Origin of the sequence: Agrobacterium sp. O3.4 (assembly GCF_041414895.1) — a bacterium.
GTDB classification, from domain to species: Bacteria; Pseudomonadota; Alphaproteobacteria; order Rhizobiales; family Rhizobiaceae; genus Agrobacterium; species Agrobacterium cucumeris.
In genome coordinates this window covers 1,103,766-1,127,760 of the sequence record NZ_JALPZP010000001.1, presented here as the reverse complement: position 1 = coordinate 1,127,760, position 23,995 = coordinate 1,103,766, and the positions used below count along the sequence as shown (strand labels likewise).

Annotated in this window: 14 protein-coding genes; all 14 read right to left on the bottom strand. The window is 59.3% G+C overall.

Annotated features, from left to right (window positions below):
• Positions 1 to 5: 5 nt before the first annotated feature.
• Positions 6 to 7,127: a type I polyketide synthase gene (locus tag M0412_RS05440; RefSeq protein WP_269699573.1), complete on the bottom strand. Its 7,122-nt coding sequence runs from the start codon at positions 7,125 to 7,127 to the stop codon at positions 6 to 8.
• Between the two features lie 412 nt (positions 7,128 to 7,539).
• Positions 7,540 to 8,196: a TetR/AcrR family transcriptional regulator gene (locus tag M0412_RS05435; protein WP_142839751.1), complete on the bottom strand. Its 657-nt coding sequence runs from the start codon at positions 8,194 to 8,196 to the stop codon at positions 7,540 to 7,542.
• 95 nt (positions 8,197 to 8,291) lie between these two features.
• Positions 8,292 to 9,071: an amidohydrolase gene (locus M0412_RS05430; protein WP_269699574.1), complete on the bottom strand. Its 780-nt coding sequence runs from the start codon at positions 9,069 to 9,071 to the stop codon at positions 8,292 to 8,294.
• 24 nt (positions 9,072 to 9,095) lie between these two features.
• Positions 9,096 to 9,863 carry a 4'-phosphopantetheinyl transferase gene (locus tag M0412_RS05425; RefSeq protein ID WP_269699575.1) on the bottom strand — a complete coding sequence of 256 codons (768 nt, stop codon included), beginning with the start codon at positions 9,861 to 9,863 and terminating at the stop codon, positions 9,096 to 9,098.
• A complete protein-coding gene (locus tag M0412_RS05420) occupies positions 9,860 to 12,979 on the bottom strand; it encodes an efflux RND transporter permease subunit (protein ID WP_269699576.1) in 3,120 nt (1,039 codons plus the stop codon). The genes M0412_RS05425 and M0412_RS05420 overlap by 4 nt, the downstream gene beginning before the upstream one ends.
• Positions 12,979 to 14,226 (bottom strand): efflux RND transporter periplasmic adaptor subunit, encoded by a 1,248-nt coding sequence (locus tag M0412_RS05415; protein WP_269699577.1) that lies wholly within the window; start codon positions 14,224 to 14,226, stop codon positions 12,979 to 12,981. Before M0412_RS05415 ends, M0412_RS05420 begins: the two co-directional genes overlap by 1 nt.
• 59 nt (positions 14,227 to 14,285) lie before the next feature.
• Entirely contained in the window at positions 14,286 to 15,587 is a 1,302-nt protein-coding gene (locus tag M0412_RS05410) for an MFS transporter (RefSeq protein ID WP_269699578.1), read from the bottom strand.
• Between the two features lie 424 nt (positions 15,588 to 16,011).
• A complete protein-coding gene (locus M0412_RS05405; protein WP_269699579.1) occupies positions 16,012 to 17,793 on the bottom strand; it encodes a chloride channel protein in 1,782 nt (593 codons plus the stop codon).
• Positions 17,794 to 17,893: 100 nt separating this feature from the next.
• Positions 17,894 to 18,718, bottom strand: a complete 825-nt coding sequence (locus M0412_RS05400) for an MBL fold metallo-hydrolase (RefSeq protein WP_269699580.1) — start codon at positions 18,716 to 18,718, stop codon at positions 17,894 to 17,896.
• Between the two features lies 1 nt (position 18,719).
• Positions 18,720 to 19,502, bottom strand: a complete 783-nt coding sequence (locus M0412_RS05395; protein ID WP_269699581.1) for a TatD family hydrolase — start codon at positions 19,500 to 19,502, stop codon at positions 18,720 to 18,722.
• Positions 19,503 to 19,513: 11 nt separating this feature from the next.
• Positions 19,514 to 21,064, bottom strand: coding sequence for a methionine--tRNA ligase (gene metG / locus M0412_RS05390; RefSeq protein ID WP_269699582.1), 1,551 nt, complete (start codon positions 21,062 to 21,064; stop codon positions 19,514 to 19,516).
• Between the two features lie 95 nt (positions 21,065 to 21,159).
• Positions 21,160 to 22,131, bottom strand: coding sequence for a P63C domain-containing protein (locus M0412_RS05385; RefSeq protein WP_153513705.1), 972 nt, complete (start codon positions 22,129 to 22,131; stop codon positions 21,160 to 21,162).
• 84 nt (positions 22,132 to 22,215) lie between these two features.
• Positions 22,216 to 23,241: a DNA polymerase III subunit delta' gene (locus M0412_RS05380; RefSeq protein WP_269699583.1), complete on the bottom strand. Its 1,026-nt coding sequence runs from the start codon at positions 23,239 to 23,241 to the stop codon at positions 22,216 to 22,218.
• Positions 23,234 to 23,908, bottom strand: coding sequence for a dTMP kinase (tmk, locus tag M0412_RS05375; RefSeq protein ID WP_269699584.1), 675 nt, complete (start codon positions 23,906 to 23,908; stop codon positions 23,234 to 23,236). Before tmk ends, M0412_RS05380 begins: the two co-directional genes overlap by 8 nt.
• Positions 23,909 to 23,995 lie beyond the last annotated feature (87 nt).

Below are 23,995 nucleotides of genomic sequence, written 5' to 3'. Positions count from 1 at the left end.
GGCGGCTATTCTGCCGCCTCGACCTTGTCTTCGCGCCCGACCAGCCGCTCTCGCAGCTGCCTGGAAACGGTGAACTGGACATCCGAGAGCCGGAAATAAAGTTGTCCCGCCTCGTCATGCACGGCGATATCCACCAGAAGGCTCGCCTGCGTCAGGGATTTTATCGTCATGGAGAGGAAGAACGGCTGGCCGAAACCGAGCGCTGCAAACTGGTCGACGCGGCCGATGGCGGAAGGAAGCCCGGCATAATCGCTGCCGAGGATCAGCCACAACCACGGCGCCTGCATGAAGACATCGCCGAGATAGGCATTAAACGAGGTGGTGCGAAACTGCCCTTGCATTTCCTCTTTCACCGGCGTCAGCTCGCAAGCGAGTGTGAGACCGTGATCGCCACCGTTCAGCACCTCCCGCAGCCCCCGGAAGCTCGGGCCATGGAACAGAAGCGGACCTTCCTGCGGCATGCCGTAAAGCGGGTAACCCAGCGGCTCGTCATCCTTACCCAGATCAAAGGCCCCGAGACGTGGGCGAAGGCTCAGCTCGCGGCTCAACACCACGGTGCCCATATAGCGGTTCTGACGCTCGGAGCCCGTCCGGCTATAGACCGAGATCGTCAGGGCATACCTGTCACCGGCCATTGGGCCTGACACATCCGCCGCCGGTTCTATCTGCGCTTCCAGCAGGCAGGATTCTTCCGCCTCCAGCGTGACACCCTTCAGAACCTTGAAACCGAGCAGGGTTTCAAAACGGTAGCCAGGCAGCATATCTTCCGCCAGCTTGACCAGCCAGCTGGCCGCGGCCGTGGCAGGCAGGACGTAACGTCCGTCGACCACATGGTCGGCCAGGAAGGGCGCAGTAGTGAGATCGACCCTGCGCTCCACGACACGCGGTGCTACCTTCGTCTTGACCGTTTTTGCGACCCTGTAGCTGTCGCCGCCGACGAGAATTTGTGGACCATGACCGGAACCGAATTCTTCAGCGAAGAACCGTATCCCGGTTTCCACCGGAATGATCGCCAGCCCGCGTTCACCATAGGCCTTCTTGAGCACGTCATTGACCATGCCGCTGTCCCAGGGACCCCAGCCTATGCTGCGCACAAAGGCATCCGGATAATGCGCCTTGAACATATGCGCGAACTTGTTCAGCACCTCGTTCGCCATCGCATAGTCGGTCTGTCCAGCATTGCCGAAGAAGCCCGATACGGATGAAAAGAGCATAAGCTGCCTGATGGTATCCGGCTGCATTGCCTGCATCAGATTTTGCAGACCCCGCACCTTGGTGTGGAAGACCGCGCGGAAATCCTCCGCTGTCTTTTTCTCGATCCGCTTGTCCGCAAGCAGGCCCGCACCGTGAATGATGCCGGTTATCTTGCCAAAGGTCTCCTCCACCGCAGTCACGGTGCGTTCGACATCCTTCGCGTCGGCGATATCGCAGGCGAAATAGGCCGCCTTGCCGCCAAGCTCTTCGATCTTCGCCAGCGTCTGCCGAATTTGCACCGCATGGCGTACACCATTCAGCATTTTTTCGACCTTCACCGGCGTAGGCTGTTCACCTTCGGCCTGCATCGCCGCAATCGCGGCTGTCTTCAGCGCTTCATCTCCCTCGATGCCTTCTGCCCAGTCGGGCAATGGCGCGTCGACATCGGTTCGTCCGAGGAGAGCGAAACGAACGGGATGGCGCTCCGCAAGAGCGATCACGCAATCGGCGGTAATGCCGCGCGCGCCGCCACTGACGAGAAGCACGCTATCCGCATCGAGCACGGTTTCCGGCTGGTCGATCACCCGTTCGGCCTGGTTCGTCAGTGTCATGCGGGACCCGTCAGGACCACGTCCCACCTCCGCCAGTGCGGTTTGCGGGTCTTCCAGCTCTTCGATCAGGATGCCGGCCGCTTCCTCGTCAGGCAGTGCCGGATCGATATCTACAAAGCGGCAGAAAACATCGTCCCACTCAACGGCGAGTGATTTAGACAATCCGCCGAAACTTGCGCCGATGGCGTTGAACAATCCCCTGCCCGATGTTCCAAGAGCACCGTCGCATCGGCTGGCGATGAAGAAGGAACTGCGTGCTCCCGTCCCCGTCAGGCGTGGCTGAAGCACTCCAGCCAGCGTGAAGAGTATTTCAGCCGCCTCGTAACCCGTTTCCGCAAATACCTCGCCGATCGATGCCGCAGCCGTTGGTGGCTGCAGATGGATGAAGCCGCCAATCGGGCCTTCCGCCTGTTCGATTTCAGCGATCATGGCCTCTATAGACACCCTGCCGCGATCCTGGAGACCGTAATCCCGCACACCTTCCATCGCCGGCATGGAGGATGACTGTTTTGCGGTTCTCTTGCCCTTTGCCGGTTTGGCCGGCGCGGATATCTGAAGGCGTGCGACCTTCTCGCCCAGGGTAACGAGGCGGGAGGCCACCGCCTCACTCAGTCCCTTGCCATCATCAACAAGCAGCCAGATCCGTCCGGCCCCAAGGGCCAGCGATGTCCGGTCGGGCCGGGCAAGGTCCTGAGGAACCACTCGCTGACGATAGACGGAAGGGGCGGCATTGAGCGGCTGAGCAGGAAGCGCAGATGCATCCCGCTCAGCCGAAGCTTTTTTTGGCTGTGATATCTCCCCATCGCCGATGTCCGACAGTTTCGTTGATGTCACCACGCCGAGACGTTGCAGGGTCACAACGGAGGCGCCGGTTGAAGCCGGGGCGCTGGCGGGTGCAGTCGACGCCGCGGTTTTGGCGACGGCCGCAGCCATTGGAGTGGCCCCTTTGATATCGGCCAGCAACTCACCGATAGTGCGCAGGAAGAACTGCGTCATCTTGTGAATATTGCTCATGGTTTCGATATCGAAATTCTCGTCGTTGCGGTTCTTGTCCGCATCTTCAAGAAGCCGGGTGCCGTTCGACAGGCGATCGAACATTGCCCCGAAAATCTCCAGCCGCTTGATGGAGTCGATGCCGAGATCGGCCTCGAGATCCATCTGATCGCCGATCATGTCGACCGGATAACCCGTGCGCTCGCTGACGATGTCAGTCAGTTCGCGGATCAGCCGCTCCTCGGTGATCCCTTCAAGCGCCGCGATTCTTGCCTGATCCTCGGCGCTGAGTGCCGGGGCCGAGATAACCGGCGCTGGGGCAGCAGCAACGGCTGAGCTGCCTTTCACGGCCACAAGCAACTCATCGACCGTACGCAGGAAGAATTGCGTCATCTTGCGGATATTGCTCATGGTTTCGATGTCGAAATTCTCGTCGTTGCGGTTCTTGTCCGCATCTTCAAGAAGCCGGGTGCCGTTCGACAGCCGGTCGAACATTGCCCCGAAAATCTCCAGCCGCTTGATGGAGTCGATGCCGAGATCGGCCTCAAGGTCCATCTGGTCGCCAATCATATCGACCGGATAACCCGTGCGCTCGCTGACGATATCCGTCAACTCGCGGATCAGCCGCTCTTCGGTGATACCTTCGAGAACGGCGATCCTCGCCTGGTCCTCGTCGCTGAGAGCAGGAGCCGGTGCGGCGGGTGCCGGCGTTTGAGGCACGGTTATCTGCGGCGCAGCCATCACCGGCATCACCGGTTTCGGCGCGGCTATGGAGGTGATCGGTGCAGAAACCGCCCTATCGGCAGCCCGGGGTGCAGCCAATGGCGCCGGCGCGAAACTCTCCTGCCGCGTTACCGTAACCGGATGCGCCGGTTTCGGCATGTCCAGCATATTGGGAATATAGGCGGGGGAATGCGGCAGGCTACGAACCACCTCGCCGCTGATCAGGGACATCTGGTTGTCGAAATAGCGCTCGTGATTGAGGTGGTAGAGTTCCTGATTGCGCTCCAGCAATTGCAGGCTGCGCGCAAGGCTCGCGGTCATGCTTTCCATCTGCGGATGACCGTGGAATTTTTCCAGAAGGTTATGCTGCTTGCTGACCAGAGATCCCAGCATATTGATATATTCGCTCTGGTTGGTCTGAAACTGCTGGTGAAGCTGGCTGAGCAGATTCTGGCTTTCGATCTGCCTGTCCATCTGGTCCGGCTTCGACATATTTTCGGATTGGCTGGTCATCGCTATCTCGATCCTGTCAGTGTCATGGGAGGGCTGAATGGAGGAGGACAAACGGGGAAAGGAAGGAAGAGTTTTCGCAATCGGCGTAAAAGCCGCAGCCACCTCAACAGGTTGAGGTGCGGCCTGAACGACCGGAGAAGCGGCCGGTTCAGGCGAGCCTGCGGCACGCTCGGCGATAAACTTCTCCACGACGGCCGTATCATGCCGCAGCGCATGTTCGCGCCGCGCGCGGTTTTTGTCGGTCAGATAAAAGCCGCCCTGAAGCCTGAAACTGGTTGCCGGCTTCACCGATCGATCCTCCGGCGGGCGCGGGCGGGCATAGGGGTCGGCTTCGGCAAGAGCCACACCTTCCACCACCAGTTTTGCCAGTGCCCGGCGGAATTGCAATGCTTCCTCGCCATTGGCGCTCGGGTTGAGCGAAACCACCGCATGCGGTTTGCCCTTCAGTATGTCACCGGTCAGTTTACCGAGAATGCCTTTCGGCCCGATCTCGACGAACAGATAACCGCCATCGGCGTGCAGTCGCTCGATCATGTCCCGGAACCGCACGGGCTGCACCAGTTGCTGGACAAGCGCATCACCATAAAGCGCGGGGTCGCTGCCGTAGGGCTCCGCCGTCGCGCTTGAATAAAGCGCGCAGCTTGGCTGCGAGAATTCAATTCCGGCAATTCCATCCCGGAACGGATCCGCCGCATGTCTGACGTAAGATGTGTGAAAGGCCGTCGAAACCGGAAGCGTCTGGCAACGGCGGCCCCGTTCGGTTAGCCAGGCCTGGGCGCGGGCAATCGCCTCGGTGGCGCCGCCGAATACCAGCTGCTCCGGCGCATTATCATTGGCGATTACGATATCCGGCACGGCCGCCAGCAATTCCGCCGCTTCCTCCCGGCGCATCTGTGCCGCAAGCATCGCACCGGGATCGTCAAGCCCGCTCGGAGTTTCGACAGCCTGACCACGCGCAAGCGAGGCCCGGTGAAAATCCCCATCCGAAAGCACGCCTGCCGCCCAGAGGGCTGTAAGCTCGCCATAGCTGTGTCCGGCAACAAAATCCGGAGTGAAACCAAGCCGTTTCAGTAGCTGGAAATAACCGGCGCTTACCGCCCCGATAGCCGGCTGCGCATTGGCGGTGCGGGTAAGTTCACGGGCCTGCCGCATGGTCTCTTCGTCGGAAAAGGCCGGCGGCGGATAGATCACACCCGAAAGGGCTGGCAGGCCTGCCTCTACAGCCACGGCATCCGCGGCTTCCACGGCATGGCGCACCTCCGGGTAATCGACCGCGACCCCAGACCCCATATTGACATATTGCGCGCCCTGCCCGGGGAAAAGTGCGACGATACGGCCTGCCACTGGGGCGGCCTCAGGCTTGTAGTAAATTCCGGCCGGATGATCGAAACCCTGATCGGGACTGGATTGCAACAGCGCCAGAGCTTCCGCCAGCAACGCGCGCGCCTGTTCGGGCGTCGCGGCCGCAAAACCGAGGCGAGCGGATGCCGCAGGTGGAGAAAGCCTGCCGCCATCGGCCAGATGTGCGTCGAAGAACGCCGCCCTGCCCTCGCCGGAAAGCTGCGAAAGCGCATCACGGCAGGTCGCCTCCAGCAGAGCCGGGTTTGCCGCATGAAACACGAAGACCTCAGCGGCGCGGTTCAGCCGGTATGTCTGTTCCCGCGTTTCCGGTTCGTATTCCTCGAGAATGACGTGAAAATTGGTGCCGCCGAAACCGAAGGCGCTCAGGGCGCCGCGCCGCAGCTCGCCGCCGGCCGGGCGCATCCATGGCCGTGCGAGGCTGTTGACGTAAAAGGGTTTTGCGAGAACATCGGTGGGGTCTTCCACATTGATGGTCGGCGGCAGGACCTTGTGATAGAGGCCAAGCGCCACTTTCATCATTGCCACCGCACCTGCCGCGCAGCGCGTATGCCCGATCTGCGATTTGATGCTGCCAATCGCAATGGCATGACCCGCATCGATGCCCTGTTCCTCGGATAGTCTGATAAGGCTTTTAATCTCGGTCTCGTCACCGGATTCCGTGCCGGTGCCATGCGCTTCGATCAGCTGAATATCGGCAAGCGTCAGCCCGGCCTGGCTATAGGCGCGCTTCAAAGCCTTCACCTGCCCCTCGGAACGGGGCGCAAAGATGCTTTTGGCACGACCGTCGCTGGACGCGCCAAGTGCGCGGATCACCGCATAAATGCGGTCGCCATCACGCTCGGCATCCGCAAGCCGCTTCAGCACCAGATAACCGACGCCATCACCCAGCATCATGCCGTCCGACTGCTTGTCGAATGGCCGCGAACGGTTGCTTTTCGACAAAGCCGGCGTCTTGCTAAAGCACAGGAACGAGAAAATCGAGTTTTCGAGATTGACACCACCGGTCAGAACAGCGTCGCAGCTGCCATCCGTCAGTTCACCAATGGCAGCCTTGATGGCGGCGAGACTGCTCGCGCAGGCGGCATCCACCATATAGGACGTGCCGCCGAGATCGAAGTAACTGGCGATACGGCCACAGGCCACGTTACCGAGAAAGCCAGGAAAACTATCCTCATTCCATTCCAGCGACAGCCCCTGCAGGCGTTCAATCGTTTCTTCCGCCACTTCGGCTGACAGCCCGCTATTTACAAGAATCTGGCGCAGGAACGGAACCTGCTGCCGCACGGCGAGCGAGAACGCCGTATTGCCGTTGCCGGAGCCGCCCAGAATGACACCGATGCGGTCACGGTCGGTCTTTTCAGCGCCCGCGCCGAGCAGACCGGCATCCGCCATCGCCTGTTTTGCAACATGCAGCGCGAAAAGCTGCGCCGTACTGATTGATTGAAGCATCAGCGGCGGCAGCTTGAAACCGACGGGATCGAAATCGATCGGCGGCACAAAGCCGGCCTTGCGGCCATAGACCTTGTCAGCGGCGCGCGGATCGGGATCGTAGAAGTCCTCCGGCCGCCAATATTCCACGGGATCGACCGTGCCTATGTCGCGGATCGCATCATGACCGTTCACGATATTAGACCAGAAATCATAGAGATCGGCCGCATCGGGAAAATGGCTGGCCATGCCGACAATGGCGATATCGAGAGGTGGCGGTGCGGAATTACGGTTTTGCAGCATCACAGGAATAGTCCTTCCCTGGGGACGAGAAGCAACGCTCCCGTCAGAGACAAGAAAAATTACGATGTAATTCAGAAATGGAGGCCGTATCGCATGCAAAAAATATTATTAATACTCCGAGTTCGGAATATTAATATGAGAGTTTTCTCAGCTCATTTCGCCTTTATGCGTCTGAGGCTGTATAAAACATACATTCATTCATTTGAAAAGCATTAATATACTTTGCGTTGAAATTTTCATAAATCCGACATCTTCAGTTGAATTAATGAAAACTGACTGTCAAAAGCCCCGCTTTAAATCTCGGATTTTCTCGTAAATATCCGCGAACCCGGAGCCGCCTGTCAGCGACTGCCGGAAGCAAAGGAACAGAAAACCGCGGACCGGTTTTCCCTGGGCATTCCCTGCAGGCCTATCAACCAGCCGTTGCCGGCGTCGGATTTTGCCCGATCTCAGCCATTTCACCGGCAGATTGTCTTGCAGCCAGAAAGCGGCCGATAATCAGATGCATCATGTCGGCTTCTTCGAGTGGCCGGAAATCGGGATCGACCGCCAGGCGTGAGAAAACGCCGTCTATCAGCGCCGCGATCCATGTCGCAGCACGCTCGGCGTCGAGATTGGCGTCGATCTGGCCACGCTCCATTCCCTTGCGCAAAAGATCGGTGATCCCTGCCCGGATTTCCTGATCGGCTGCCCTGACAAGCGCATGAATAGCCGGGTTGCGGATCGCTTCTGAGGCGATCTCCAGCACCAGCCGGGCATAGGTGGGGTCGGTGGCAAGTTCCAGCGATGCATCGACAAAGCCCAGAACCGCACCGAACTGATCGTCCGCCGCGCCAAGTTCGGCAAAATAGGCGGCGGTTTCCCGCCGCTCTTCGGCAACGATCGTTTCGATGATCGCTTCCTTGCTGGCGAAATAATGGAAAAGATTGCCGGAGCTCATGCCGACCGCCGCGCATATCTGCGCTGTGGTGGTCTGGTGAAACCCGTTTTGTGCAAAGCAGCTTATGGCAGCTTCAAGTATCTGCTGCCGCTTGGCTTCATGCTTTGCCGGATCGAGCTTGCGGGCCATGATTGCTCCCATAAATTAACTGAGCGCTTAGTCCATTAATTATATCGAGGCGGACTGTCAACCCGCCCCGACTGGTCCTGCGCGCCGATTACACCTTAAACGGTCAATTCAAACTGCTCGCATTCACGCAGGAACGGCAATTTCGCCCTTGTATCGTCGAGCATCTGGCGCGAAAGCTGCTGTTGGTGCACGACAGCATTCACATTGGCGTGAAAACATATGTCTCCCAGGGGATCGATGACCATGCTGTCGCCGTCATAAGCAAGGTCGTTGCCGTCAATGCCGACGCGGTTCACCCCTATGACATAGGCCTGGTTCTCAATGGCGCGTGCCGGCAGCAGGCTTTTCCAATGCGCAGCCCGGCGGGCGGGCCAGCTCGCAATATAAAGCGCTACGTCATATTGACCGCGATTGCGCGACCAGACCGGAAATCTGAGATCAAAGCAGATGAAGGGCGCGATGTTCCAGCCCTTCAAATGCACCACCTGTTGCGCCTGCCCCGGCGTATAGTGCTCATGCTCCCCGGCATAGGTGAAGAGATGCCGTTTGTCATAATGAATGAGCGCACCGTCCGGGCGGGCCCAGAGCAGCCGATTGAAATAACGGCCGTCCTCTCTAATCGCCACACTCCCGACGATGTCGGCATCGTGCTGACGGGCAGTCTCCCGCATCCATTCCACCGCTGGCCCGTCCATGGGTTCCGCGACAGCCTGTGGATTCATGCTGAAGCCGGTTGTGAACATTTCCGGTAAAACGATCAGGTCCGTCGCGCCGATCTCATCCAGATGACGGTCGAATTGCTGCAGGTTCTGCCCGGCATTTTCCCAGGCCAGATCGGCTTGCACCAGCGTTATGCGAAGATCCCTGTCACTCATGAATATCTCCTTGAAAACATGGTTTTAACGACAAATCAGCCAGGTGCGGACGAAACTGCCTGTCACTGAAAAACGAATATGGAAACGGCTGCCGGCCGGAAGCGACCGATGCAGCGGGCGTGTCAGCTCCAGCCGCAATTCGTCACGGTCGGGCCTCTCGAAAAGACGTGCGGCATGGAAATCGAAGTGACGTCCAACGATCGGATAAAGTGCTTTGAACAGCGTCTCCTTGGCGGAAAACACCAGAAAAGGCAGCACGCGACCGTCGCATTGTTCCCGATCGGCAATCAGCTCTCGCTCCAGCGTGTCGAGGGCGCGTTTCAGGATGATCTCGGTAACCGCGCCAGGTTCTATTTTCTCGATGTCAACGCCAACCATCGCCTCACCGTCCAGCGTCGCCATGCTGACGCATATGCCGTGGGAATGGCTGATGGAACCGGATATGCCCGGCGGCCACACTGGCTCGCGCTTGTTGCCGATGCCGATCGGAACGGAAGGCCTGCCCAGAAGCTTCAGCGCCGCCTGCCCCAGAAAACGCCCTGCGAGAAACTCGGCCTGCCGTTTGGGAACAGCCTCGGCAAGCAGCGTTGGCATCACCACCTCCAGCCTGTCGAACAGCGCCGGCCGATAACAGGGCAGATGATATTGCGCTTCGAGCGCGACGACATTTTCCGAGCCGGTATCGAGAAAAACCGGGCCGGACAGGAAACCGTCCGAACGGCAAACAGCGGCGGCAATATCGTCTCGCATGACGGGTGCGTTGGTGCCTGAAATCTGGTGGCCGGGCATCATCCCTGCCCCCGCAACGTTTCAGCCCCGCCGGTCATCAGCTGTTCCGCCCCTGCCCGGTCAGCGGCCGTGACGGAAGTGAGGCGCTGCAATCTGCAGCCCAGCCAGCCGCGCAGGTCGTCCATATAGGTGAAGACGACAGGCACGAAAACGAGGCTCAACAGGGTGGAGGTGATAAGGCCACCAATGACGGCAATCGCCATCGGCGCGCGAAAACCGGCATCCGCCCCCACGCCCAGCGCCGCCGGCATCATGCCGGCAACCATGGCAAGCGTGGTCATGATGATCGGCCGGGCGCGTTCAACCCCGGATTCAACCAGCGCTCGATGGCGGTCAAGGCCGTTGTTTCGCTTCTCGATGGCGAATTCCACCAGCAGGATGGAGTTCTTGGTAACGATGCCCATCAGCATTAACAGGCCAATGACGGCCGGCAGATCGAGGGCGCCGCCGTAGAGCATGAGGCCGACGATCGCTCCCCCCACCGAAAGCGGCAGCGCCACGAGAATGGTGATCGGCTGGAGAAAGTCCTTGAACAGAACGACCAGTACGGCGAGCACCATAAGCAGGCCGAACAGCATGGCCGCGCTAAAACTCTGGAACATCTCGCCAATATATTCCGCATCGCCATATTGCACCTCCCGCACCCCGGCTGGAAGCGACGCCATGGCAGGCAAGGCGTGAATGCGCTCCAGCGCCACGCCCAGCGGAATGCCGGCAAGATCGGCACTGATTGTCACGCGGCGCTGACGGTCAAAGCGGTTGAGTTGTCCCGGCCCTTCCGAAACCGAAAGATCGGCGATGGACATCAGCGGCACGCTGCCATTTGCTCCCGACACCCTGAGCATGCCGAGCGTATCGAGATTGCTCTGCGCATCCCTGTCGATCATCACGCGGATCGGCACCTGCCGGTCGCCAATGTTGAACTTGGCGGAGTTGGCGTCGGTATCACCCGTGGTTGCAATACGCATGACGGCGGCGATGGACTGCGTGGAAATGCCAAGCCGGGCCGCTTCATCGAAACGTGGTCTTATCTGCAATTCGGCGCGTGGCAGGGGTTCGATGGTCTGCACATTGGCGATGCCGGCAAGGCCGCGCATTCCTGTTTCGACGGCAAGCGCCGCGGCCGCGAGCTTCTCCGGCGCATCGCCGACGAGAATGATGGAAATGTCGCGCGCCGCATTTTCGTTCTGGAATGCAAAGCGAATATTCGGCGTGCGGGCTATGACGCTTGCGGCAGCCAGTTCAAACTGGCGCTGGGAAAGCGTCCGCTCCGACGAAGGCACCAGATTGACTAGCAGCGAAGCGCGGGCAACATCCGGCCCGTCATCAGTACGGCCGACAGAGGCGAAGATGCTTTTGACCTCCGGCATTTGCCGGAGCGTCGCCGTTACCGACTGCACGGCATCATCCGTATCGCGCAATGTCGATTCCGGCGGCAGTTCGATCTGGATTCGCGACAGGCTGCGGTCGTCGCTCGGCAGGAAACCCGATGGCAGCAGTGGAACGAGAAGGAAGGAACCCACCAGCACCAGAACGCCAATGCCACAGGTTTTCAACCGGTGGCGCAGCGCAAGCTCGAGAAGCGCGACATAAGCCCGGCCAAGGCGTGATTTCGGCGCTTCATGCTCCTCCACTTTCACCGCCTTCGGCGCCAGAAGATAGGCAGCCATCAGCGGGGTGACGAGACGCGCAACCAGCATGCTGGCAAGGACTGCAACCGAAACCGTAAGCCCGAACTGCTTGAAATATTGCCCGATCACCCCACCGATGAAGCTGACCGGCAGAAACACTGCAACAATGGTGGCGGTAATTGCCAGAACCGCAAAACCGATCTGGTCCGCCGCATCGATCGACGCCTGAAACGGCCGCTTGCCCATATGCAGGTGGCGGTCGATATTTTCCACCTCAACGATGGCGTCATCAACGAGAATGCCGATCACCAGCGTCAGCGCCAGAAGGGTGATGCTGTTGAGGGTGAAATCAAGCCACAGCATCACCGCAAATGTAGGCAGTATCGATAACGGCATGGCAACGGCGGCGATCAGCGTCGCACGCCAGTCACGCAGGAAGAAAAACACCACCACGACCGTCAGCACCGCGCCCTCGATCAGGGTTTCCATGGCGACTTCGTAGCTCGCCCTCGTATAATCGACCGTCGAAAGCACCCGATCAATCTCAACGCCCGGATAAGTGTCGGTCAGCCGTGCGATGGTGGCGTTCACGCCATTTTCGACGGCCGTATCGCTCGAACCCTTGGCCCGGAACACCGAAAAGCCGACCACCGGGTCACCATCAAGGCGCGACAACTCGCGCGGTTCGGCCGATCCATCCGTTACCTTGCCAAGCGTGGCGAGCGTCGTCCATTGGCCGTTAGGAAGGCTGATCGGCCGTTCCGCAAGCTCGCCGGCGGTAATCGCTCCGCCAACCGCGCGGATCGACTGTTCCTTTTCATTGAGCCGGCTTCTGCCGCCGGGCACATTGGTGTTGAACGCCTGAACCTGATTGTTGATATCCTCGGCGGTAATGCCGAAGGCAATGAGCTGGTCGGGGTCAAGCTGCACCGTGATTTCGCGGCTGACGCCGCCAAGCCTTTGCACGCGCTGCACGCCCTTGGTTGTCAGGAGTTCCCGCGCAATCGTCTCGTCAACGAACCATGAGAGATCGACAGGCGACATCTGCGGTGCACGAACGGCGAAATAGAGGATCGCCCCACCCTCGACATCCAGGCTGGCAATGATCGGCTCCTCGATATCACGCGGCATTTCGGTGCGGATTTGCAAGACCGCCTGGCGCACATCATTGGTGGCGCGGGCGGTGTCGATACCGAGCTGGAACTCCACCGTCGTGGTCGACAGGCCGTCACCGATGGTCGACTGGATATGCCGGATGCCGGCAAGGCCGGAGATCGCGCCTTCGACACGCCGGGTCACCTGTGTTTCCAGTTCGGCCGGGGCAGCACCGGCCTGGGCGATGGACACAGTAACGATCGGAAAATCGACGCGGGGATTGGCGTTGACCGGCAATTTTAAAAAGGACTGGATGCCGACGATCGTCAACAGCAGGAAGAGAACGAGAGTAGGGATCGGACGGCGGATGGCCCAGGACGAAATATTGGTCATCAACGACCCTCCCCTTTCTGCGCCATCTCATCCACGCCGACGATCTGGTCGCCGTCACGCAGAAAAGCACTGGCGCTTTTAACGACGCGTTCGGCCGGTTCCAGCCCCTCAAGGATTTCGATGATGCCGTTCTGCGCCTGCCCCAGGCGAACGGTGCGTCGCGCCACCCTGTCATTGTGATCGACCACGACGAGCTGTGCGGTGCCTTCACGGCGCAGCCGCAGGGCCGCCTCCGGCACGGCGACACGGAACCGGCGCTCACCAAGATCGACCTTGCCACGGGCAAACGCACCGGTGCGCAGATCTGCGAACGGAGGAACGGCGATCCGCACGATACCGAGGCGGCTCTGGGTGTTGACCGCCGGCTCGACGACACGGATGGTGCCCTGAATGGGCCGGCTGACGCCGTTGACGGTGATCGTCACGGACTGGCCGGTCTGCAGCGACGGCAGCACCCGTTCCGGCGCTTCGGCCAGAAACTCCAACTCTCCATCCTGCAACAGACGAAACAACGGTTCGGTGCTATCGGGCATCGCGCCGATGCGGGCGTGGCGCTGGGTGATGACGCCGGGTTTGGGCGACAGGATTTCAGTGCGTTCCAGTTCAAGACGGTTCTGGGTAAGCTGCGCCTGCGTGCCGGCAAGTTCCGCCCGCGCGCCTTCGATTTTCGCCGCCGCCATGGCCGCCGCGGCGCGACGCTGGCCAAGCTGCTCCTTGCTGACGCTGGAGCCGGAAAGCCCTTCGGCGCGACGCAGATTTTCGCTTGCCTCGATCTCGGCGGCCTCGGCTTCCGCAAGCGCAGCACGCGAACGGGCAACATTGGCCTCGGTCTGCTGGACCTGTGCGGCGAGCGTCTTGCTCTCCAGCCGCGCCAGCAGCTGCCCGGCGGCGACGGCATCGCCGACATCAACAGAAACCTCGACAATACGTTGACCGGTCACGGCCGTTCCAATCGAGATATCATTGCGGGCGGCCAGAAGACCGGCAACATCCTGGCTCGCGTTAAAGTCATAGGACGCTGCCGCAACGACGGACACATGCGGCAACACTTTGGCGGCCTGCGCATTCTGCGCCGCTGCCGGTGTTTCTTCGCCAGCCAGCATCAGCCACACAGTGACACCCAAAAAAGCGGCAGCTGCTGCCCCCCACCAGAACAGTCTGGTGGCGGAACCCCTTCTGCGTTTTTCGGCAGATGTGGGCTCGGTATATCCGGTGGAGTTTTCAGCGATAGAGTTCGGTTCGGTCATGATGGAAGCGGTCCGGATGGGAAATTGAAGGAGATGGGAAGATTGCGACGGCTCTCCGATCATGGCGGCGATTTGCCGAGCATCCGCGCCGCCCGGCTGAGGAGCACCCAGAGCACCAGCAAACAGAGGGTTGCCGTCAGCCCCCACAGGAACAATGCGGAACCGACAGCCTCCATGCCGAAACCGGCGATCAGCACGGCGAGCGGCGTCGCCATCATGGCAATTGCCGCGGTCGTCCCAAGCACGCTGCCCCGGATCGAGGCCGGTGCGCGTTTCAGGAACATCGCATTGGCGAGCGGGCCAAGCGCCCCGGTCGACAGGCCGATCAAGGCAGCCGCGAAAAATAGATATGGACCGGTCTCAATGAAGGCTATCAGGCCGATCGCAAGCGTGGCGCCGGATATGCCCGCCAGAAGCACAAAGCGTCCGTTCCAGCCATGGCCCCATATGGCAAAGGTGACAGCCGAGAAGGCCGCCCCTGCCCCGGAAACCGCGAGGAACAGGCCGAGGTCGAGAACATCCGCCCCGCTTGCCTTGAACAGGACCGGTAGAACAACAGCGTTGAGCGCCCCGAAAACCGCCAGCATTACCATGGCGACAACAAGCATGAGACGCAGCAGCGGTTCGGTCAGCAGGAAGCGCAGGCCCGCAAGCGCCGCACCGCCTTTGTCCGGATCGGTGATCCTGCGGCGATGACGCGGCAGGCAGATCGCGCCGATGACGGCGGCAAGCAGCGAGCAACCGGCCGTGATCAGCAGGGCATATTCAATGTCGAAAGCGGCGATTGCGATGCCGGCGACCGGCGGGCCGAAGATCAGCGCAGTGTTTTCCAGCAATTCATCAATCGACGTCATCCGCTCGATCGGCATGCGTGCAACACGGGCGAGTTCCGGCACCCTTGCATCATGGGCGATCATGCCCGGCCCATCGAGAAGCGCGCCGATCACGATCAGGCCGATCAGCAGGCCGATATCCAGCTGTCCGGTCATCATCAGCAACGGAATGGCTGCAACGCTCAATGCGCTGGCAAGATCGGCAGTAACGGCAACGACACGCGAACCGAAACGGTCAACGATCGGCCCGCCGAAAAAAGCGCCGATCACCAGCGGCATCATGCCGGCCGCCGCCGAAATCCCGGTCCATGCGGCATTGCCTGTCAGGGAAAGCACGATCCATGGCAGCACGACGCCGGCCACCGCATTGCCGAAAAGCGACAGGGCGCCGGCAAGGATGATGCCATAGAGCGGAATGCGGCTGTGCGGAAGACCAAGTCCGCGAGGCCCCGCCTCGGAGCCGGCGTCGAGATCAGCATATGCCGCCGCAAGGCGCATCGTCTCGGCAGGGCTGCTGTCTGAAGGCATTACGATCTCCAAATTTCACCGAACCAGTGCTGCGGGCGATGATGACGGCGGCAAATGACTTGAGCGCACGGCTGCGCCAAGGCGCGCGACAGGTCACGTCAGCAACCCCGCTCGCCCACTCACAAGCATCAAATGTTTCATTAATTAAGTAGTCAGTCTATTTATTATGGAGAAGTCTTTTTTGTCAAGCTGGCACGAGAAAAATCAGGAAGGCAGCGAGAACGCCGTGCGGGCTAGCGCGCTCCAGACATTGGACCGTGCATGAATGCAGGACGTTGAGATGGCTTGAAGGTCAGGGCGTCACAGGTTCGACACTTGCGCTTGCATGGTTTTCACGCGTGAACATATCAAGCCGTGCTAATTTCCGTATTCGTAAAGAAATGCGAATTATATCAATATATAAAAAGAATTTTCTAATCCAAATTTATAGCTCTCCGGATGCCTCCCGGCGTCTCAGTTCCAGCTCTTCGCTGTAGCGCCTGAGCGTATGGCTCTCGGTAAGCAGACCAACCGGGCGGTTCTCTATCTTGTCGTTAACGACAACCAGCGCTTCGCTTTCCGTGGCATCAAAGGCGGCTGCTGCCTGACGCGCATTCATGGTCGGCAACAGCACGTCGTTCTTATATTGCAGATAGGTCTCAAGGCTGATCTTGCTTGGATCACGATCCATCGGGTCGGCGTAAATTTCCGGCACGAGGACGATGCCGGCATAACGCCCGTCATCATGGGTCATGATCACCCGCTGCGTCGAACCGAGCGGGAACTTCTCCTTGAAGGCCGGGAGCCCCATGCTGACATTGGCCTTGCGGATATCGGCACGCATCATCTTGCCGACCGTCAGGTCGCGGATCCAGCCAATATCATGGGCGCTGCGAATACTCTCTCCGCGCAGGTGAAAACGCCACGTGGCGAAGGAATAACCGAAGGTCGTGCGCACCACCAGCGACGTTGTGATGACGGCGGCGAGCACCAGAGCCGTGATCTGGAAGTCACCCGTCAGTTCCAGCGCCAGGAACGTCATCGTCAAAGGGCCACCGATGATGGCGGCGGCAAAGGCGCTCATACCGATCACCGCATAAACGATGGGCGCTGTCGAGCCATAGCCGATATAGGGGGCGCAGAGCGCAAAAACTTTACCCAGAAGCGACCCCATGAACAGCGAGGCGAAAAACAGGCCGCCGCGAAAATTGGAACCGATGGAAATGGCGCTGGCCGCCGCTTTCAGCAGGAAGAGCCCGACCAGCCCGTAAATCGTCAGTTCGGCATCAATATTGAGATGCAGCGCGCCGTGGCCGCTCGACAGGACCTGCGGTGAAATCAGCGCAAGAGCGCCGACCGCCATGCCGCCAATCGCCGGACGCAGCCAGCCGGGAATGGCGCTTTTGCGGGCCGTCTCCTCAATGAAGGAAACCGTCTGCATCAGCACGATACCGATCGCCGCGCACACGACTCCCAGAAAGATGGCGGGCACATAATCTGCAGGCGTCACGCGGCTGGCATCGACAATATCGATCGACAGGCCATGACCGCCGATAATCCCGATAACGGTGGTGGCCACCAGCGCCGACACAATGAGCGGCGCAAGCGTCACGACGGTGTAGGTGCCGATAATGAGTTCGATGGCGTAAAACGCCCCCGTCAGAGGCGCATTGAAGGCCGCCGCAATCGCACCTGCAGCACCACAGCCGACGAGGATGCGCATATCCCCTCGCCGCAGTTTCAGCTTGATGCCGATCTTCGAGGCCACACCGCTGGCGATCTGCGTATAACCGGCTTCAAGCCCGACCGACGCGCCGAAACCGTTGGAGACGATGTTCTGCACGCAAACGATGATGCTGTCCGTCAGCGACAGGCGGCCGCCATGCAGGGCATTTGCCTCGATCGGGTCGACCATCGGTTTCTTGCGGGTCTTTGAAAGAATGAAGATAATCACGCCAAGCACGATGCCGCCGACGATCGGTCCGGCAAGCACGACAGGGCCAGAGAGGTCGCTGCTGCTCAGCCGCTCGGTACCGAAGACCAGCACATGCAGCGCCGTGCTCAACGCGCCGATCAGCGCTACCAGAAGGCCCGCTGCAATGCCGATGAGAGCGGCAAGAGCCACCAGCCCCAGTTCGCCGCGACGGAACATTGCCCGCAACCGGCTGGCGCGCAGATTGTCGAAAAAGCTCGCCATACTGGGTGCACGGAAAGGCCGGGTCGACATGCTGTTCCTTCTCAGGCAACGTCAAAGCGCGACGCGCCTGTACTAGTGTTTCAAAGCACGTCTCTGTTCCAGAACCGGCAACCGGTTTTGAGAGACTTGCTCAGGGCGCTTCGAACTCCACTTCAAAACGCATCTGGTCGTAAGCCGGTTCGACGTGATCGGGCGTTTCACGCATTACCGTCTCATAATCGAGCGGAATATGCATATGGGTCAAGATCGCCCGTTTGGGTGCGAATCTTTCGATCCAGCCAAGCGCCTGTTCCAGCGAAAGATGGCTGGGGTGGTAACGGTGCTGCAGCGCGTCGATGACGAGAATATCAAGGCCGGCAAGCTTGGGCAGGCTTTCAGCCGGAAAATCGCTGACGTCAGTGCAATAGGCAACGTCACCGATGCGGAAGCCGAGCGAATGTACATCACCATGCTGCTGCATATGCACATTGAAAGCTATCGGCCCACCTGCCCCGTTAATAGTCACCGGCGCGTTGATGTCGGCGATGATCCGCGGTTCAACGATTGGCGGATAACTGCTGCCCGGCGGGGTCTCCAGGCAATAGGCAAAACCATCCCATATGCGCGCCATGGTGACAGGATCGGCATAGATCGGAATGCGATTTTGCTGGATGGCGAAATAGATGCGCAGATCGTCGATGCCATGCAGGTGATCGGCATGGGCGTGGGTGTAAAGCACCGCATCGACGGCCTCCACCTTGGCCGCAATCATCTGTTCGCGAAAATCCGGGCCAGTATCGATGACGACTGTGGTCCTGCCACCATCCGGGCCGATCTGCTCCACCATGAAGGCCGTGCGCGTGCGCCGGTTCTTCGGATTTTCGGGATCGCAGGCACCCCAGTCGCCGTTGATGCGCGGCACACCGGGCGAAGACGCGCAGCCGAGAACCGTGAAGCGACGACGGTAGATTGCCACGCTACACCCTTGTCATCTTCGAAAAGCAGCGGAAGGCGTTCTCGGTGGTGATTTCGGCCATGCGCTCGAAAGAAACACCATGCACCTCGGCCAGAACTTCTGCCGTATTGACCACGTAGGAAGGCTCGTTGCGTTTTCCCCGCCAGCGCTTGGGGGCAAGATAAGGCGCGTCGGTTTCGACAAGCAGCCGGTCAAGCGGCACGGTGGCGGCGATATCGCGGATATCCTGCGATTTCGGGAATGTGAGAATGCCCGAAAAGGAAACATAACCGCCAAGCTCGACACCGGTTTTCGCCAGTTCAGGACCCGCCGAGAAGCAGTGCAAGATGAAGGGGAATGCTCCCTTTTCGCTTTCCGCGCGCAAAATAGCGGCCATGTCGTCATCGGCGCTGCGGCTGTGAATGACGAGCGGCAGCTTCGTCCGTCTTGCCGCCTCGATATGGCGAATGAGACCGGTCTTCTGGTCTTCCGGCTTCTGCGTATCGTAGAAATAATCCAGTCCCGCCTCGCCGATCGCCACGATCTTGTCGTGGCTTTCGGCCAGCCGCACCAGATCGTCAGCCGAGATATCCAGTTCCTCGGCTGCGCTGTTGGGATGTGTGCCGACCGAGCAGAACACCGACGGGTATTTTTCCGCGATCTTCAACAGCTCCGGCAGACGACGCACCCGGGTCGAGATCGTCACCATCTGGGCGACGCCGGAGGCATGGGCGCGGGCTATGATATCGTCGCGCTCAGCATCGAAGTCAGGAAAATCCAGATGGCAATGGGTATCGATCAGCATCGGCCTCGCCTTCACGCTTCCGGTGCAACGTAACGCGGGAAGACCGGCTTCGGTGCTTCGAGCGGCGTGCCCGGAACCAGACGACCGGCCTCGCCGAGCGCTGCGAAATCGCGTTTGTCAGCGGCCGCGGCCACGAGATCAAGCAGCTTGTCGCAGGATTCCGGCATGAAGGGCTGCAGAAGGATGCCGATCTGGCGCACCACTTCCGCCGTCACGTATAGCACGGTGCCCATGCGCTCCGGATCGGTCTTCTTCAGAGCCCAAGGCTCCTGCGATGCGAAATAACGGTCGGTTTCCGAAACGACGGCGATGATGGCAGCGAGTGCGCGGTGGATGAGCTGCTTGCCCATTTCCTCACGGCAGACCGCCAGCAGGCCGTCGGCCGAAGCGAGCATCGCCCTGTCTTCGTCGGTGAACACGCCGGGTGCCGGGATCTGGCCATCGCAATTCTTGACGATCATCGACAGCGAACGGCTGGCGAGATTGCCGATGCCGTTGGCAAGATCGGCATTGATGCGGGTGGCGATGCCTTCTTCGCTGTAGCTACCGTCCTGGCCGAAGGAAACTTCACGCAGGAAGAAATACCGTACCTGATCAAGGCCGAAGTGAGCAACCAGATTGGCGGGATCAACGACATTGCCGAGCGATTTCGACATCTTCTCGCCCTTGTTGAGCAGGAAGCCATGCGCATAAACGCGCTTGGGAAGCGGCAGCTTGGCGCTCATCAGGAAGGCGGGCCAATAGACCGCGTGGAAGCGGATGATGTCCTTGCCGATGATGTGCACATCGGCCGGCCAATATTTCGCGCGCGGGCCGTTCCTGTCTTCGATGTAACCCGTGGCGGTGATGTAGTTGGTCAGCGCATCGACCCAGACATACATGACATGCTTGGGATCATTCGGAACCTTGATGCCCCAGTCGAAGGTGGTGCGGGAAATCGACAGGTCCTTCAGGCCGGATTTGACGAAGGAGATGATCTCGTTGCGCCGTTCGGCCGGGCCGATGAATTCAGGGTTTTCCTCGTAGAGCTTCAGCAGCCTGTCCTGGTATTCGGAGAGCTTGAAGAAGTAGCTTTCCTCTTCCACCCATTCCACCGGTGTGCCCTGCGGCCCATAGCGGACGCCGTCAGCGCGCACTTCCGTTTCGTCTTCGCCGTAATAGGCTTCGTCACGCACGGAATACCAGCCGGCGTAGCTGTCCTTGTAGATGTCACCGCTATCGGCCATCAGGTTCCAGATATTGCGCGAGGTCTCGTGGTGACGCTCTTCCGTGGTGCGGATGAAATCGTCATTCGAGGCGTTGAGCAGCTTGCCCATCGCGCGGAATTGGTCGGAATTGCGCTGCGCCAGCTCTTCCGGCGAAATGCCTTCCGCCCGCGCCGTCTGCTGCATCTTCTGGCCGTGTTCATCGGTGCCCGTCAGGAAGAAAACATCCATTCCATCCAGGCGCTGGAAACGTGCCATGGCGTCCGTCGCAATCAACTCATAGGCATGGCCGATATGCGGCTTGCCGTTGGGATAGGAGATCGCGGTGGTGATGTAGAATGGTGTCTTGTCTGTCATGACGGTCTATCGACTTTACAGGCTGTTTTTTGGATAGACCGCTCTTAAACCATTGTTCGCAGCAGCGAAACACTTACGTTCGCCGAACACTAGCTTCACTCCAAGATTTTGTTCATTTCATCGAAAAGATATGGCGCTACAGAGATGTTCTTTTGCTTTTTCGCCGCGTTCTTAAAATAGTCGATATCGTTGCACATTTCCATGAGACCGTGGACGCGCCCAATCTGGTGGATAAGCATGCTACGCCCCTCGTCCGCTAGCCATTGATGGAATTTTGCCCGTCTTTTTCCTTTTTCATCAATATTAAGTCGATTAAGCTCTGCTTTCACATATCCATTTTCTATCGGATCATAGACGTAACGATTGATAAAATGTCCATAGTATTGCGGTCTACTGTGAGCAGATGTCGGCGCGTTGTCATAAAGACGATCGAGTTCAGCAAAGAAGCTATCCGGAAATGTTTTTATCCATTTCTGTAGACCTTCTGCAATGTACTTAGATAATAGCAGCCTCAAGGCATCATGACCGCGCTGCTTCTGGTATCCAGTAGCTTCATCTACAAGCGCAACGATACCAACTTTGGCGAAGGCTTCCATCAAAATTTCGGCTTGCAACGCCATTTGCTCTTGAGATGGGTGAAGTCGTCCTTCTCGTCTCGCACGTAAATAGACACCGCAAATCTCCGGCAGCATCTCGGCCCTTATTCCGTTCGCAGCCGTACCACCAGCCGATGCGGTATAAGAAATTGGTGTGGTAAGAGCTTTCTCTAGATCGTCATTTATGAATGGAGATAAATTAGTCGCAGATATAAAAGATGGTAAGCTTACACTATCAGGATTGGCCTTGACTCTCCGCCAATGCGAACCTCCACGTTTACTTCCGAACGCCCTGTGAACCGCGCGCTCGGATAGGACTCGAGTACCATCCTCAAGAACAGCACAATCAATTTCAATGTCTCCAATCGGGAGCGATCCACTGTAAATAGCTACCTTTAATTTATCAGATGCATCTACGCTCTTCTCTGATAGCAAACTGTCCATCCTCGTAACAACAGATTTTTCGCTCACGACTTTTCCTTGCTATTTCAGCTCATGGACATTTCTCTAACTGAGTAAAATAGAAAAAGATGTGATTCGCAACTTAAAGTGTATTTAGTGCCCGCGAACATCTTCCAGAATGGAAAGCACCATCTGCTTCTTGTCGAGATTATAGGCCTGCGCCACGCTGATGCGCTCCGCAAGCATCGAGGATAGCCGCGCATGTCTTTCCGCCGCCGCGATGTCGCCCGCCATGGCGGCCGCCCGGGCCCGCTCCATCAGCTCTTCCGTCACATGCTCCATGAAGAAGCCGAGGACGATGTCGCCATCCTTCTGCGCCAGAACTTCGGCCAACTTGTGCATCTTTTTGCGTGCGCCCGGCCCTTCCGCAGACATCACCTCGGCAAAGGCCTCGACAATGTCGGAACCGCCGTAATTCATCAGCTTGAGCGCCTGCGCCACGCTGCCCTTCGAGGCAGCAATCAGGGCATCGCGCTTTTCGCCGGCGGAGCCGATGCCGAGATGATCGAGTGATTGCACCATGGCCGCATCGGAAAGCGGTAGCAGACGAAGCGGCATGCAGCGCGAGCGGATGGTCGGCAGCAACTTGCCCGGCGCGTGCGACAGGACGAGGAACATCGCCCGCTTCGGCGGCTCCTCCAGTATTTTCAGGATCGCATTCGCGGCATTGCGGTTGAGATCATCGGCCGGATCGATGATGACGATGCGCCAGTTGCCGGTGCCCGAAGTTTGCGAGAAAAAATGCCCGGCCCGCCGCACCTCATCCACGGTGATGGCGGATTTCACGCGGCCGGTCTTTTCATCCACCGGACGTGTCAGATGCAACAGGTTGTGCGACGCCCCGGCCGTGATCTGCCGGCTGACAAGCGATTGCGGATCGGGATCGGCAAGGACATCCGGCGCCGAAGACGGATCGGGATGGTTAAGGACATGATTGGCGAAACGGAAGGCGAGCGTTGCCTTGCCAATCCCTTCCGGCCCCTCGATGAGAATGGCATGATGGCCCTTGCCGGAGCGATAGGATTGGGCGAGGAACGCTTCGACTTCCTCATGCCCGAAAAGCTTCGTGTTCTGCTGCGGCGCAATCGCGCCGTCGAGAACGCCCTGAACCTCACTCATGCGCCGCGCCCGCTGCAGTTCCCAGTTGTCCGAGCAAGGGCTCGACAAAGGACCTTACATCCTCCGCCACCTTCTCCTCCGGCTGGTCGGCATTGACGATACGGCAGCGACGCGGCTCGGCAAGCGCTATATCGAGATAGGCTTCCCTCCGCTTCTCGTGGGTTTCGATTTCCTCTTTTTCGAACCGGTCAGGCGCAGCCCCCTCATCCGCCCGTTTTCTGGCGCGGGCGAGCCCCTTTTCGGCGGCAATGTCGAAGATCAGCGTCAGTTCCGGTACCACACCATCGATGGCAATGCGTTGCAGCGTCTCGATGAAATCCGGCTCCAGATTGCCGGTCGTGCCCTGATAGACACGGGAGGAATCAAGGAACCGGTCGCAGAGCACGATCTCGCCACGCGCCAGCGCCGGGCGAATGACCTCTTCGACATGGTCGTTGCGCGCCGCCGCAAACAGGATTGCTTCCATGCGCACACCGAAGGATTCCGCCGCACCGGACAAAATCACATGCCGCACGGCCTCCGCACCCGGCGAGCCGCCTGGCTCACGCGTCACGACCACCTCGAAGCCCCGACCACGAAGCGCCTCGGCAAGCGTGCGAATCTGCGTGGACTTGCCGGCGCCCTCGCCGCCTTCGAAGCTGATGAACAATCCAGTCTTTTCGGCCAATGTCACGTCCTGCGAGGAATTCCCGGAAATATTGAAATGCCTGTTTACAGCATCGAACCAAAAAGTGTGAAGCGCTTTTCAGAAAAT